Origin of the sequence: Frateuria sp. (genome assembly GCF_035943815.1) — a bacterium.
Classification (GTDB): Bacteria; Pseudomonadota; Gammaproteobacteria; order Xanthomonadales; family Rhodanobacteraceae; genus Frateuria_A.
Window position 1 is genome coordinate 438,693 of record NZ_DASZBU010000015.1, and the last position, 12,284, is coordinate 450,976.

General features: G+C 64.9%; 16 protein-coding genes. 10 read left to right on the forward strand and 6 right to left on the reverse strand.

The features are described 5' to 3' along the window. Window positions 1-188: 188 nt before the first annotated feature. The 4 genes from VGU65_RS12565 to VGU65_RS12575 all read left to right on the forward strand — a co-directional run bounded on the left by VGU65_RS12565 (window position 189) and on the right by VGU65_RS12575 (window position 4,377). On the forward strand, window positions 189-1,628 hold the full coding sequence (locus tag VGU65_RS12565; protein ID WP_327476207.1) for a site-specific integrase: 1,440 nt from the start codon (window positions 189-191) through the stop codon (window positions 1,626-1,628). Between the two features lie 369 nt (window positions 1,629-1,997). Further along, window positions 1,998-2,240, forward strand: coding sequence for a helix-turn-helix transcriptional regulator (locus VGU65_RS15670; protein ID WP_414655818.1), 243 nt, complete (start codon window positions 1,998-2,000; stop codon window positions 2,238-2,240). Next, window positions 2,240-2,803 carry a hypothetical protein gene (locus VGU65_RS12570; RefSeq protein WP_327476209.1) on the forward strand — a complete coding sequence of 188 codons (564 nt, stop codon included), beginning with the start codon at window positions 2,240-2,242 and terminating at the stop codon, window positions 2,801-2,803. The genes VGU65_RS15670 and VGU65_RS12570 overlap by 1 nt, the downstream gene beginning before the upstream one ends. Further along, window positions 2,800-4,377, forward strand: coding sequence for an AAA family ATPase (locus tag VGU65_RS12575; RefSeq protein ID WP_327476211.1), 1,578 nt, complete (start codon window positions 2,800-2,802; stop codon window positions 4,375-4,377). The genes VGU65_RS12570 and VGU65_RS12575 overlap by 4 nt, the downstream gene beginning before the upstream one ends. Window positions 4,378-4,621: 244 nt before the next feature. On the opposite strand, the gene VGU65_RS12580 is transcribed toward VGU65_RS12575, so the two are convergent. Together VGU65_RS12580 and VGU65_RS12585 are read right to left on the reverse strand one after the other, a co-directional pair. After that, window positions 4,622-4,810: a helix-turn-helix domain-containing protein gene (locus VGU65_RS12580; protein WP_327476213.1), complete on the reverse strand. Its 189-nt coding sequence runs from the start codon at window positions 4,808-4,810 to the stop codon at window positions 4,622-4,624. Between the two features lies 1 nt (window position 4,811). After that, entirely contained in the window at window positions 4,812-4,997 is a 186-nt protein-coding gene (locus tag VGU65_RS12585; RefSeq protein ID WP_327476215.1) for a hypothetical protein, read from the reverse strand. Between the two features lie 360 nt (window positions 4,998-5,357). Between VGU65_RS12585 and VGU65_RS12590 the strand changes: the two genes are divergently transcribed. The 5 genes from VGU65_RS12590 (at window position 5,358) to VGU65_RS12610 (ending at window position 10,257) form a co-directional block, all read left to right on the forward strand. Next, window positions 5,358-5,972 (forward strand): hypothetical protein, encoded by a 615-nt coding sequence (locus tag VGU65_RS12590; protein ID WP_327476217.1) that lies wholly within the window; start codon window positions 5,358-5,360, stop codon window positions 5,970-5,972. Then, the gene (locus VGU65_RS12595; protein WP_327476218.1) at window positions 5,969-6,574 is read left to right on the forward strand and encodes a hypothetical protein; all 606 of its coding nucleotides are present in this window, start codon (window positions 5,969-5,971) and stop codon (window positions 6,572-6,574) included. The genes VGU65_RS12590 and VGU65_RS12595 overlap by 4 nt, the downstream gene beginning before the upstream one ends. Beyond that, entirely contained in the window at window positions 6,571-7,098 is a 528-nt protein-coding gene (locus VGU65_RS12600) for a terminase small subunit (RefSeq protein ID WP_327476220.1), read from the forward strand. Before VGU65_RS12595 ends, VGU65_RS12600 begins: the two co-directional genes overlap by 4 nt. 274 nt (window positions 7,099-7,372) lie before the next feature. After that, window positions 7,373-10,021 (forward strand): hypothetical protein, encoded by a 2,649-nt coding sequence (locus VGU65_RS12605; RefSeq protein WP_327476222.1) that lies wholly within the window; start codon window positions 7,373-7,375, stop codon window positions 10,019-10,021. After that, complete coding sequence (locus VGU65_RS12610) at window positions 10,018-10,257, forward strand: hypothetical protein (protein WP_327476224.1); 240 nt, start codon at window positions 10,018-10,020, stop codon at window positions 10,255-10,257. The genes VGU65_RS12605 and VGU65_RS12610 overlap by 4 nt, the downstream gene beginning before the upstream one ends. Window positions 10,258-10,263: 6 nt before the next feature. Here the strand turns inward: VGU65_RS12610 and VGU65_RS12615 are convergent, their stop codons facing one another. Then, the gene (locus tag VGU65_RS12615; protein ID WP_327476226.1) at window positions 10,264-10,536 is read right to left on the reverse strand and encodes a hypothetical protein; all 273 of its coding nucleotides are present in this window, start codon (window positions 10,534-10,536) and stop codon (window positions 10,264-10,266) included. Between the two features lie 152 nt (window positions 10,537-10,688). On the opposite strand from VGU65_RS12615, the gene VGU65_RS12620 reads away from it, so the two are divergent. After that, window positions 10,689-11,018, forward strand: coding sequence for a hypothetical protein (locus VGU65_RS12620; protein ID WP_327476228.1), 330 nt, complete (start codon window positions 10,689-10,691; stop codon window positions 11,016-11,018). 13 nt (window positions 11,019-11,031) lie between these two features. Here the strand turns inward: VGU65_RS12620 and VGU65_RS12625 are convergent, their stop codons facing one another. The 3 genes from VGU65_RS12625 to VGU65_RS15605 all read right to left on the reverse strand — a co-directional run bounded on the left by VGU65_RS12625 (window position 11,032) and on the right by VGU65_RS15605 (window position 12,229). Then, window positions 11,032-11,274, reverse strand: a complete 243-nt coding sequence (locus VGU65_RS12625; RefSeq protein ID WP_327476229.1) for a hypothetical protein — start codon at window positions 11,272-11,274, stop codon at window positions 11,032-11,034. A gap of 191 nt (window positions 11,275-11,465) precedes the next feature. After that, window positions 11,466-11,909, reverse strand: a complete 444-nt coding sequence (locus VGU65_RS12630) for a Rap1a family protein (protein WP_327476231.1) — start codon at window positions 11,907-11,909, stop codon at window positions 11,466-11,468. 14 nt (window positions 11,910-11,923) lie between these two features. Further along, window positions 11,924-12,229, reverse strand: coding sequence for a DUF3761 domain-containing protein (locus VGU65_RS15605; protein ID WP_345785974.1), 306 nt, complete (start codon window positions 12,227-12,229; stop codon window positions 11,924-11,926). Window positions 12,230-12,284 lie beyond the last annotated feature (55 nt).

Sequence of the window (12,284 nt, forward strand, 5' to 3'; positions counted from 1 at the left end):
GGAGTCGAACCCGCGACCTACTGATTACAAACGCGTTGATCAGGTGCGCCGGCGGTTTCTTGTGTTACCTGGTGTACTAGGTTCGAGCCTTGCTGTGTCAGGCTTTGCTGGCAATGCGTACATACATGAGGCAACATGGAAGCACCTGCCAAAACGCCCCCTTTTGTTGCCTAAGGTTGACTCGTGCCATGCCAAAGACGGCCAATCGTACCAGCCTCACCGACAAGTTTCTCGCATCGGTCAAACCGGGAGAGAAGCAAACAGACTACCCGGACGGCCACGTGCGCGGGCTGGCGCTGCGCGTATCCCCCGGCGGAGCAATGACGTGGGTGCTTATCAAGCGCCTACCCGGCGCCGGCGTGCGGCGCATCCGCTTGGGCCATTACTTGCGCCACTCCGATGGCGCGCTGTCCGGCGACTCGTCGCCCCGTGACAACTTCCCCGCCGGACACCGCGCCCTCACTCTGAAGCAGGCGCGCGAGGAAGCAACCCGAACGCTCGCGCTGATCAACGAGGGCCGCAACCCGGTCGAGGAACGGGAGCGCGCGAAGCACGTTCGCCAGGTGGACAGCGAGCGGGGCACGTTCGCGGATCTGCTGCGCGATTACATCGCCGCGCGCAAGGAGGGATCCGAGCGGCGCGCGCCGACGACCGAGAGGCAGGCGAAGGAATGGACGCGCATCGTTGACGGACTGGCGGAACGGGCCGGCGCCATTCTCTCCATGAAGGCGCGCGAGGTCGAGCCGGCGCACATCGTGGCGCTACTGCGCCCGATCTTTCATGAGGGCGTGGACCGGCCCGCCAGTGGCCGCGGCAGTGCCGGCCGGCGCAACACGTCTGGTGCGCAGGGCAGCGCCAGCAAAGTGCAGTCGTTTCTGCGGGCCGCGTTTGCTTATGGCGTGCAATCTGAAAACTCGGTGGCGCGCGCCGCGGCTCGAACCTATGCGCTCGTCCACAACCCCGTGGCCAACGTGCCCCGGGAGGCGAAGAGCACCCCCGGCACTCGCGCACTATCCCGCGCGGAGCTCCGGCAATTCTGGCTGACCATCGACAAGGCGCCACGCGTCGGACGGATCATGGCAGACCTACTGCGCTTCACCATCGCCAGTGGCGGTCAGCGCACGCACCAACTCGCACGGGAGCCCTGGAGCTCGTACGACGTTGAGGAGGGCACGGTGTCGCTGATCGACCGCAAGGGCCGCGGCGGGCAGCCGCGCGTGCACCTAGTGCCAATGACGCCGCGCATGGTGGAGATAATCGAGCGCGTGCGCCCACTGAGCGGCGGGCGTCCTTGGCCGTGGTCGACCAGCGAGCGCGAGCCGATTGACATAGCGTCACCGGCCAGTGCGGTGCGCTACTGGCTCAAGTCAGAGCACGCCGCGGTGGACGGCAAGAAGATCGCGCCATTCACACCCCGGGACCTGAGGCGCACGTGCACTCAATTAATGCAGGCCGCCGGCGTGCCGGATGAACTCGCCGACCGGCTGCAGAGCCATGGCATCGCCGGGGTAACCGGGACGCACTATCGCAACAACGCAGAACTCTACTTGCCCGAGAAGCGCCGCGCGATCGAACTATTCGACGCTGCGCTGGGGCGCGTGCTCGATTGCGACCTACCTGCGACCTAGGCGCTTTTTGCTCCGTTGAAAGTCACGCAGCAGCCTGCGTTGCGAGCGCCGTCTAATTGACTTTACGTCAATTAACCCTATGTTTTCATTGACATAGAGGAAGACGAATGTACACTGTGGGCCATAGGGGGCCGGCGCCGTACTGCCGCAGAGCGATCGCGCGCTCTTAAAAATGACATTGCCCGCAATGGGCCAAGGGCAGGCGGCCGCCTCCCTGTCAGTCCGAAGCAAAGCGCACACAAATTAGTGGCATGTCCGCGAAGGACATGGGGGCCTGTCGCCCTGTCAATCCGACTTAACAGACTGAAGCCAACGCCGCCGGACGACTGCGTCTAGCGGTGCCCATTGTTCTTCATCTGAGCGCTTCCAATGACTGAAACAAACAGCACCAGCACTGTCGTTCACGATCGCGTCGTGAGCTACCCCGAGCTGAAAACTGCGTGGGGTATTCGCTTCTCGCGAGTGCACCTTCGCCGCCTTTGGAAAAATGGCCAGTTTCCGCGGCCCATCTCTCTTGGCGGCTCCGGCCAAGGCGCCGTCGGCTGGCTCGCTAGCGAGCTTGCTGCCCATCTCGCCAGCTGCGCCGCCGCGCGCAACGGGGGTGCCGCGTGATGCCCGTCACCGGTGAAGACCTCGCTCAGCTCATCGCTTTGGTCAACGAAGCGATGAGCCAGCCAATCCCGGGCGTGTCTCTGCGTATGTTCTCGCCTTCCGATTTGGACGCGGACGCCGAGGACAGCGCGCCGCTGCCGCCGGGCGTTCGGCGCCTCTGCCTGGCGATCGATCAGCCGGACGGTTTGCACGGTATCGACCAGCCGGAAAGCGTCCGAATGGTATTCGCTCTGCACGTCGCAGGGCCTGGCCCAACGGTGCAGCTCGACGCCGAGGCATTGCTACGCTGGGCCTCCTGCGTGGAGTCCGCAGCGGGCGCCCCATTCGATGCCGCTTACGACCTGGCCGACCCCGCGACAGTCCGCGCTCTGGCCAAGGATCGAGCCGGCGCGCGCGAAGTGTCCGCGGCTCTGGCTGAAGCAAGCCGGCGCATCAACGCTGTTGCGGACGAAGTGCGGGCACGTATGGCCGACCCATCCACGTGGCTGCCTATTGGCCGGAACGATGCCGTGTGCGCAAGCATGAGCCTCCATCGCATGCCGGCGATGGAGGTTCGCGCATGACGATGACTCGTGATCCCGCGATGCTCGACAACACCTTGGCACTCGTCGGCCAGGGTTTCTACGCCGGCAACATGACAAACCTGCGGACGACGACCCAGGACCCGGACACCATCCGCCAGTGGTGGGAGGCCGGCGAATTGGCCGGCGTCTCGACCGCCCGTTTTCGCGATGGGGGGCACTTGGCCGTTGTTGTTGTGCGAATGGCTCCGGAGCTCATGGAAGATGGCTCCGTTTTAGAGTCCAGCGAGCACGAGTTTCGCGAGTTCAAAGCAGACGGATATTTTCCGCGAACGCTTGAGGTCGTAAACAAAACGCACCGGTACCTGATCTACCGATCCGACAAGATCGTTACCCAGGGGCGGCTCGGGGATGGCATTTGGGTGTGGGCGCGAGGACTCATCGCGCCAGAGTTCCTCGCCACCCCTGAGGAAATCGCCGAGGCGCCCGAGTGGATGCTCGAGAACGCCAGCGAGCCAAAGGCCGAACGGAAGATCGTTTACAAGCTGCAGAGCGTGGCGGACCTGATCGCGGCGCCGCCGCCGTCTTGGCTGATCCGCGACTTGTTGCCCGCGGAAGGCCTTTGCGTGCTTTTTGGCGAACCCGGGAGCGGCAAGAGCTTCCTTGTGCTGGACCTGCTGGCCACCATTGCCAGAGGCGAAGCATGGGCGGGCCAGCGCACCCGAAAAGGAGCGACCGTCTATGTCGGATTGGAAGCGCAGATAAACGCGCGCGTTGCCGCCTACCTGCGGCACAACCAGCTACAGCCGACTGACCTGGCCGACCTGCATGTGATCCAGCGCCAGGCCATGAGCCTCACGCAGCCTGCCAACGCCAAGCAGTTCATTGCGGATCTGCACACGCATGGCATCGAGCCGGCCGTGGTGGTGATCGATACGCTGGCGCGTGCGATGCCGGGCAAGGACGAGAACAGCGCCACCGACATGAGCGCGGCCATAGCGTGCGCCGGCATGATCTCCACTGCGTTCGATTGCCTCTGCATCCTGGTCCACCACAGCGGCAAGGACGCCAGCCGCGGCGCCCGCGGCCATTCGTCGTTGCTGGGAGCCGCTGACGCAGAACTCGCGGTGACTTACGACAAGGTGACGGGCGTGCGCGAGGTGCGCGCCACCAAGATGAAAGACGGAGCCGACGGTGTGGCCTGGCAGTTTCGGCTATTGCCCGTCGATCTGGGGCCGGGCGCCGATGACCCGGCCGAGCGCGTTAGCTCCTTGGTGGTCGACAACGTGGAGCGGGTCCAAGGCAACGGCGGCCGCGGACGAAAACCGGAGATGACGCCGGCCCGGCAAATGGTCTACCAGGCGTGCGTCCAAGCGCTACGCGACACCGGCCCGGGCTTTGATGCGCCGCAAGAGTGCAGCCGCGACGAGTGGGCGCGAGCGTATGACGAGCTGAACCCTTTGCGTCAGGACGTGGAGGGCGTAGAGCTGACCACCGCTCGCAAAACCCGCGCGCGTGCATTCGATCGCGGGGTGGAATGGCTGGTCACACAGCGACTGGTGCTCAAGGAGCCCGGGCGGCCATTCTACAAATTGCCCAGCCAGGCGCCGGCATGACCGCTGGCGACAAGTGGCATTTGTCGCCAATGCCGCCGAGCGGCGTGTCGCCAGGGGCGGCGGCGACAAGTTGGCGACAAGTGCCAAGCCGCAAGGAATGGCTTAGCCGTGCGGGTTTCGAGCGATTGGCGACACGGCGACAAACTGCGACAAATAGCTTTGTCGACCAGCCATGTTGGCGACAGCGACAGACACAACCCTATAGGGTGTGTCTGCTGTCGCCATGGTCGATTGAGCAAAGGGTTTAACCCTTGGTTTCTACCGTCTGTTGCCGCTCCCACAGTTCCAGCAGGTCGAGCGGGTACAGCACGCGGCGGCCGAACTTGCGGAACGGCGGGCCGACCCGCTTGTTGCGCCAGTTGGCCAGGGTCTTGGGCTCTAGCCGCAGACGCGCCGCGGCTTCGATCGGGGTGAGGTTCATCACTGCGCTCACGTCAGGACGCCGCCGAAAGCGGCGGACGCGCGGCCGCATTGACCGCATCGATGAGGGTTTGCAGCTGGACGACGTCGACCGGCGTGGGAGCCCGGGACATGACCTGCAATACCCGCTCGCAGGCGTCGATGTCTTCGGATTCAAAGCGTAGCTGGAAGCCAGCTTCCAGAGTCTTGGCGATATACATGGTGGTCCCCCTGTCCCGGCAGATGCCGTGGGTTGACTTTGGACCTACTGATAACGATTTGCAACCACTTGTTTTTATTGATGTTTTATCAACGCGCCGGCAATTAATCAACGCCACAGCCAGCTAAAACCCAACAGCCCACGCGCGTAGGCGCGAGGGCGCTCCCGTGCGTGATGCCTGCGAGCCTGGTGGCTCGCCAAACGCCTTGAGTTGCCAATTTACTCCCTGTAAGGCAGTAGGTTCTCGCACCGCATTCGGCTCATAGGCTGTTGTATTTGTTGGTATAATGGTCACGTCAGCGCAGACGAAATGCGCCAACAGGCAACAAGAGACAACATTTTTCCTTTAGGACGACGTCGCATGCTCAATTCGAAGCCCAGTCAACAGGACGTGGTCTCTCGGCTGCAAGCTCAGCTCGCTGCGGAAGAGTTCGACGTCGACACCGCCCGACGGCGTCACGATGAACTCGCGCTGGCCGCCGCAGACGGCACTGCGGACCCGCGGGAAGCCGACAAGGCGCACGGCGCCTTCGTGACCGCCACGCAACGCCACGACCGAACAGCTCGCACGCTGGAGGCCGCGCAAGCCCGTGCCGCCGAACAGGCGCGCGCCGCGGCGCGCGAGGCGCAGGACGCCGAGTTATCGCAGTGCGTCGCCCTGGCCGAAAAGCGCGCCAAGGCGGCCGATGCCACACAAGCCGGCATCAAGCACCTGGCCGAGTTGATCGACAAACAGCGACAGGCCGAAATCGCGTTCGACCGCGCGCTGCCGGCGAACTTCGGGACAGCAAAGCGCGATGGTCTCTATCTGGAAGCGGACGAGTTGCGCGCTTCTGTCCGCCACGAGTTCGACCGGCTGCAGATGTTCGGCGGCCCGCCTCCTTGGCACGAACACCGGCCTTACGCCGTCAAGTTCCACGAGTCGGTGGCCGTCATGCGCCGCCGGCGCGCGGCCCTGCTGGGGCTGCCGGAATGATGGAGCAAGCACAGAGCCCCGCCAGCGGCGGCGGCGCGCCGAGCACCGCCAACGTCATCACTCCGTCAGCAGCGCCAACACCTGCACCGACAAGCGCTGACGCCGTCATGGCGCAGGCCTTAGTGGCTGGCGGCCATTGGACCGAGGCCCAGGCGGCCGCAGCGCTGGCCGACGTCGGCGCCGAGCCCAACGAAGGCGACGCACCGGCCAGCGCCGAGCAACCAGCCGACGCCGCGGAACCGTTCAATCCATACGCGGCAGTCGCGGACATGAAGTCCACGCTGGCGGCAGTGGGCATCGAAGGCAAGGACGCGGGCGCCGCGGAATTCATCGTGAAGCGTGGGCTGGAGCGTGCGCCGACACCCGAGCAAAACGCCCAAGAAAGCCACGAGGTGCTGCAGGGGCTGCAGGGCCTGTACGGCCCGGAAAAGGCAGGCTGGATGGTGGAATGGGCGCGACGCGAGTTCCAGCACCTGGCCGCGGCAAACCCGAAACTGGTCGACTTGGCCGAGCGAAGCGGCGCGGGCAACAGCATTGCGCTGATCCAACAACTCGCGCACCGCGGGATCAATCGATACAACCGCGTACGGCTCGCCAAGTGAGTAACAGCCTGACGGCACGCCAGCGTCGATTCATCGCCGAATGGCAAACCCGCGCCGACGGCACGCAGGCGGCCATCGCTGCGGGCTACTCCCCGAGGTCGGCCAGGTACACCGCATACCACCTGTTGAACGAAAACCCGGCCGTAAAAGCCGAGATAGAGCGTGTGCAACACCAGTTGGCCGAAGCCGCGGAATACAACGGCGCCAAGTGCATGGCCGAGTGCGACGCGGCGATCCGCTTCGCGGAGAAGACGAACAACGCCAACGCGCTCGCTCGGCTGATCGAACTGAAGGCCAAGCTCACCGGCCTGCTGCGGGAGAAGCTGGACGTAAGCATCGATCACCGGATCGATATCTCCGATGCCCTGGCTGCAGCGCGTTCGCGCGCCACGTTGCGACCTATGCGCGACCTAGTCGAGGCAGTCGACGCCGAGTTCAAGGCGCTGCCTGGATTTGCCCCCGGCGGCGCAATTGATAACGAATCACCTCCGCCCTTTTTTGCTCCTTTGGATCTCAACCTGTGACATGCGCACCGAGCCGTTTCGCTTGTGGGTCCCATCTGCGAGGCGAAGGCCGGCCGCGGTGGGTGGCACCCCCGGAACTGGCGCGCGAGTTTCCCCCGGGGCCAGCACGAGGACGAACTTTCAAATTTTTTTATAGGAGCAGCCAGATGACGACCCTTTTTTGCGGCATCAACTTGGGCGTGGAGCGGGAAACCGCCCCTGTTTCAGCCACCACGGCCGCCTGTCTAGCCCACGAGGCCGCGGCCGCGTGCTTCCTGCGTTCGGGAGGTGCGGCATGAAGCCCGAATGCGCAGCCGCCGTAGCGCAGACCCTGGGCCGGGAGCCGACCAAGGGTGAACTCGATGCGATCGAGGGGCGCATCTACTCGTCCATGAAGGAGCTGCAGGCCAAGGACCCCACCCGCTGGAGCACGCTGTCGCGTGAGAGCCGCCTGGTGGAAGGGGCCAAGCTGGCCCGGGCCAAGGCCCTGGAGGACACCACCCGCGCCCACGCCGCGCAACTGCGCGACATGGAGATCAAGGCGCGCGAGATCGACAACCTGGGCCGCGTCGAGCCGGGCGTCGGCAAGGGCAAGGGGCAGTTGAACGCGCTCAACCAGCGCACGCTGTTCGACGCTCGCGGCGAAGGCCGCGGCACGTCCCTGGAAACCGACATTCAGGCTATACAGAACGAGTCGATGAGCCGCCTGGACAACTTCGGCGGCAAGGGCAAGTTCTGGGGCATGGTGCAGGACCCCACCGAGCAGCACAACCTGATCCGCGCGATCCGCGGCGAGGACACCGGCAACCCGGAGATCAACAAGACTGGCGCGCTGGTGCGGCAGGAGATGGAAACCCTGCACCAGAAGGCCAACGACGCCGGCATCCAGATTCACCACCTGGACGACTGGCACCACCCACAGCCGGTGGCGTGGGAGAAGGTGGCCGCGCGCCCGGGTGAGTTCGAGGCCGATGCGCTGAACCACATCGACCGCTCGAAGTACATCAACCGCGACGGCTCGCCGATGACCGAGGCGCAGATCCGCGAGTCGGTGGCGGCCAGTGCCGAAACCCTGAGCACCGATGGCGCCAACAAGCTGATGGACACCTCGCCCACGGGCCGGGGCCGTGTCGGCGCCAGTCACAACGCGCCGCGCCAGCTGCACTACAAGGACGCCGATTCGTACCGATTCATGATGGAGAAGTACGGCAAGGCCGACAACGTGTATTCGCTGCTGACCCAGCACATCCGCGGCATGGCGCGCGACATCGCCACCGCCGAACGCTTTGGCCGCGACGCCGACACGTTCTACCCGCAGCTGGTCAACCGCGCGTTCGTTGCCGACTCCGAGGCGATCGGCAAGCTGGCGCTGGATCCAAAGAAAAAGGAGGCGATGCTCAAGAAGCTGGAAGGGCAGAAGAACCAGACCCTGAACCTGTGGAAGGGGCTGCGCCACCCGGACGCGCCCGGCACGATGCCGATGTGGGCCAAGGTGTCGCAGACGATCCGCGGCGTGGCGCAGTCGACGCTGCTGGGCGGCGCGTTGTCGGCGACTCCGGATGCGGCGATGGCCACCGAGTACATGAAGCTGCGCGGCATCGCGCGGCGCAAGGTGCTGGGCAACATCATCGAGGGGGTCAAGCCCACCGAGGCGAACATCAAGATGATCAACCGCCTGGGCATCGTGAACAGCCACATCGACGCGTCGGCGCACCGCTTCGGCAGCGAGGAACTGGGCGGCCACACGGTGAAGTTCCTGAACCACGTCGTCCACGTCGCCGGCGGACTGCGCATGTTCGACCGCGGCATGACCCACGGCGTGTCCGCGAGCCTGATGGACATGCTGGGCGAGCACACACATAAGACCGAGTTCGGCGATCTGGACCCGTACACCGCCAAGCTGGCCGAACAGTACGGCATCAGCAAGGACCACTGGGACACCTGGAAGCTGGCCGAGCTGGAGCACGGCCCGGACAACAACCACACCATGCTGACGCCGGCGGGCATCTACGGTATCCCGGACGAGGCGCTGCGGCCAATGGCCGAGCGCAACGTGTCCGCGCGCGGCGACACGATGAACGACGCCAACCTGGGGCGCGAGATGCGCAACCTGCGCAGCAGCGCGGCCAAGCAGTTGCTGTCCACGGTGCTGTCCGAAACCAAGGTGGGCGCCCGTGGCGGCTCGGGCACGTCCCTGCGTGCACAGATGTCCTATGGCGGCATCATGGCGCCGAGCAAGCGCGGCACCCTGGGGCACGAGATGGCCTCGTGGCTGCTGTTGCTCAAGCAGACCCCCCTGGGCATCGCCAAGACACACATGTGGGACGTGCCCAACAGCCTGAGCGACTGGGGCGCGGCCACCGCCTACCGCGCCAAGTTCATGGCCGGCAGCGCGTTGCTGGGCGCGATCGGGCTGGAGATCAAGGCACTGATCCTGGGCGAAGACCCAGAGAACCTGATGAGCTGGAAGGGGCTCGGCAAGGTGGCGATGGCCAGTGGCGGCTTCGGCATGTACGGCGACTTCCTGTTCGGTGATCGCGGCGACCACAAGAACGGCACGCTGGCCAAGATCCTCGGGCCGGGCGCCACGATGATCGAGGACGGCATGAACCTGGTCAAGAACGCGCAGACGACCCTGGAAGGCAACGCCGGGATCGAGCCGGAAGCGGGCGAGGCCAAGCCGATCCCCGGCGACAAGCTGGCCGCGCAGGCGGTCAACTTCGCGCACAGTTACGCGATGCCGTTGACCCGCATCTGGTACGCCAAGGCCGCGTTCAACCATCTGGTCTACCAGCACGTCATGGACAACATGGTGCCGGGCTACAGCCAGCGGGTGGAACAGCGCATGGCGCAGCGGCATCAAGGCACCTGGTGGCATACCGGGGAGAACCTGCCGGCACGCGCGCCAGACTTCGGCAACGCCGTGGGCCATCCGTCCGAATGACCCTGTTCCACGATGAGGGGCTGGTGCGGCCTCTTGAACTGGACGGGTTCACCGCGCGTCGGATTGTGGCCGCGGTGGTGCTGCGGGCCTTTGATGACGTGCAATGCATGGAGAAGCGGCTCAGCGCCAACCCGCAGGCCAGGCCCAAGGTATCCGAGCTAGACGCGCGCTACTGGCTCGAAAGCGAGGCAACGGGGCCGTTTAGCTACTGGTGGTGCCGCGAGGTGCTCGCGTAGTGGCTGTCACACCCGAACTAGGTTGCTCCAAGCTGCGTTCGTGTACTCGCAAACCAAGACTGAGTTGGGCTTAGCTATCATGTCGGCGCAACCCTTCGCCAGATCCCTAACCTGTTCGTAGGTAAGCGTGGTTGAAAGGTTGTATTCGGCGCTTGGCAGCTTGTACCAGACGCCATCGTTGCCGAGTATTTTCCGGCTGAAGCCCACCGCCTCCATCTGGCGATGGAGGTTGTCGTAGTCTTGCCAGCTCGCACTGTTGTGCAGCTCGATGCGGGTCATAAACGTGGCCATAGTTCCCCCGGTTCTAGAGCGCGGTATCACGCCCTCGGAAAGGGTATGCCTGGCAACGCACGCAACTGCGTGGGTCAACGCCGCGTTGTGGCGTCAGGCATTTCCTACCCCTGAGACACGCCCCCTCTACCCTCCCCGACATGGCCCGACGAGTCCACCGCGCGAAGTCCTTTACTTTCGACCTGCTGGCCGGCTGGCGACCCTACGCGGTACCGCCTGCGGACAACAGCCCTTGGCTCTACTACGGTACCGGCACGCTGGACGGCGTGACTGGAGCGCTGGCTTGGCGACGGGGCTGGATCGGCCTCGCTGTGGGTGCTCAGCCCGTGCGCGAGCTCCGCATGTGGGAGCGGATCGATCTCGATGCGGCAGTGCGTGCGAAGGCCGTGCCGGGCTGGGAGGGCGTGCCTCAGTGGGAGGCCCCACCGCCGTCGCCGTCATGTTTCCAGAACGTGGGGCCCAGCGACTGACCGATGCTTCGCGTCAGGCCGCCGCGCTCTCGCCTCCGCGCCATACTGGCGGGGCGTACTGCGCAAGCGCGCAAACCTCGCCGGCCACTTCTAGCTGCACCGTGCACAGGACGCCGGTGCGGGCGTGGTGTTGGCGCGCCAACTTCCCGGCTTCCTTGATCGCGCGCTCGAGCGTCAGACCTTCGGTCACCGTGGCACTAAGGCAGACGCGCCACAGGCCCGCGCTGTCTTCCTTGATGGAGAACGCCACGCTCATTGCCGCACGCCTGAAGGGAAAGGTTGCCCCGGTCATCGGTCCGCGCCCAACATCCTCGTCGGCTGTCGCCTGACTCTTGTCGCCTTGGACCTGACTCGCAGGGCATGCCCAGATTGCCGCAGCGGCAGCGAGCGGCCAATCGGCGGTGTTCGCTGCGGCGTGTAGGGGTTTGCCTCTCAGCGCGCACACGGTTACCTAACCGGCAACGAAGTACCACAACCGTAGGTGGACATGATCGCGGCCACCGTCAGCAAGTAGTTTGCGGCCTGGGTCGCCTTTAGATTTTCGGGATGCTCGGTCGCCATCGATACGATGCGTCTGATCACGGCTTCGGTATTTGGCGCGGCGGTGGCAGGGAAGCACAGCCTGGTGTGCTCTGGTCCCAGCAAAGCACCGCCGCTTATGGAAGACATGCCGTCAACCATTCCCGATACGTATGACGTGCACTGAAAGGACAGCAATAGGTCTTCGTTCGTGTAGCCGACATAGTTCGCGTCTAGCGCTTCTATGGCGAGGCGGCACGCGGAAACAAACGTGCGGGCGTCCGTGGGATTTACGCCGACGTGCGTCGTCGCGGCACTTGCTGAGCACGCCGCCGCGGTCGACAGCCCAAGCAGCATCATCGTTAGGCGCATCTGCGTTCCCCCAATCAAAGCCAGCGCGCCACGCCGCCGTGGTGGGAGCACGTTCCGCGGCGGCTCTGGCTGAAGCTGTAGGAACCATCACGGCACTGAGCGGAGGCCCCGGCGGGTGCCGCACCGTTGTCCGTGTGGGCCGGGCTGTGCACCTGTACGCCTGCGTGGTTCGTGTAGCTGCCGCTCTCGATCATGTGCGGCTGTTGGGCTTGGGTGGCGGGCGCTTGCTGTGAAGGTTGCGGTTGGGTGAACTGGCCGCGTGCTTGGACCGAGAGCGCAGCAACGCAAAGCAGAGCCGCGAGGCTCAGACGCTTGAACATTGGTTTCCCCCTTGTATGCCGGCCCCTGCCGGCTTCCGCACTGTCACGCGCGAGG

Excerpts from the sequence above, each read along its gene's own strand:
- VGU65_RS12565 (WP_327476207.1), top strand. The coding sequence starts at position 189 with ATGCCAAAGACGGCCAATCGTACCAGCCTCACCGACAAGTTTCTCGCA.
- VGU65_RS15670 (WP_414655818.1), top strand. The coding sequence starts at position 1,998 with ATGACTGAAACAAACAGCACCAGCACTGTCGTTCACGATCGCGTCGTG.
- VGU65_RS12570 (WP_327476209.1), top strand. The coding sequence starts at position 2,240 with ATGCCCGTCACCGGTGAAGACCTCGCTCAGCTCATCGCTTTGGTCAAC.
- VGU65_RS12575 (WP_327476211.1), top strand. The coding sequence starts at position 2,800 with ATGACGATGACTCGTGATCCCGCGATGCTCGACAACACCTTGGCACTC.
- VGU65_RS12585 (WP_327476215.1), bottom strand. The coding sequence starts at position 4,997 with ATGTATATCGCCAAGACTCTGGAAGCTGGCTTCCAGCTACGCTTTGAA.
- VGU65_RS12590 (WP_327476217.1), top strand. The coding sequence starts at position 5,358 with ATGCTCAATTCGAAGCCCAGTCAACAGGACGTGGTCTCTCGGCTGCAA.
- VGU65_RS12595 (WP_327476218.1), top strand. The coding sequence starts at position 5,969 with ATGATGGAGCAAGCACAGAGCCCCGCCAGCGGCGGCGGCGCGCCGAGC.
- VGU65_RS12605 (WP_327476222.1), top strand. The coding sequence starts at position 7,373 with ATGAAGCCCGAATGCGCAGCCGCCGTAGCGCAGACCCTGGGCCGGGAG.
- VGU65_RS12610 (WP_327476224.1), top strand. The coding sequence starts at position 10,018 with ATGACCCTGTTCCACGATGAGGGGCTGGTGCGGCCTCTTGAACTGGAC.
- VGU65_RS12615 (WP_327476226.1), bottom strand. The coding sequence starts at position 10,536 with ATGACCCGCATCGAGCTGCACAACAGTGCGAGCTGGCAAGACTACGAC.
- VGU65_RS12620 (WP_327476228.1), top strand. The coding sequence starts at position 10,689 with ATGGCCCGACGAGTCCACCGCGCGAAGTCCTTTACTTTCGACCTGCTG.
- VGU65_RS12625 (WP_327476229.1), bottom strand. The coding sequence starts at position 11,274 with ATGAGCGTGGCGTTCTCCATCAAGGAAGACAGCGCGGGCCTGTGGCGC.
- VGU65_RS12630 (WP_327476231.1), bottom strand. The coding sequence starts at position 11,909 with ATGCGCCTAACGATGATGCTGCTTGGGCTGTCGACCGCGGCGGCGTGC.
- VGU65_RS15605 (WP_345785974.1), bottom strand. The coding sequence starts at position 12,229 with ATGTTCAAGCGTCTGAGCCTCGCGGCTCTGCTTTGCGTTGCTGCGCTC.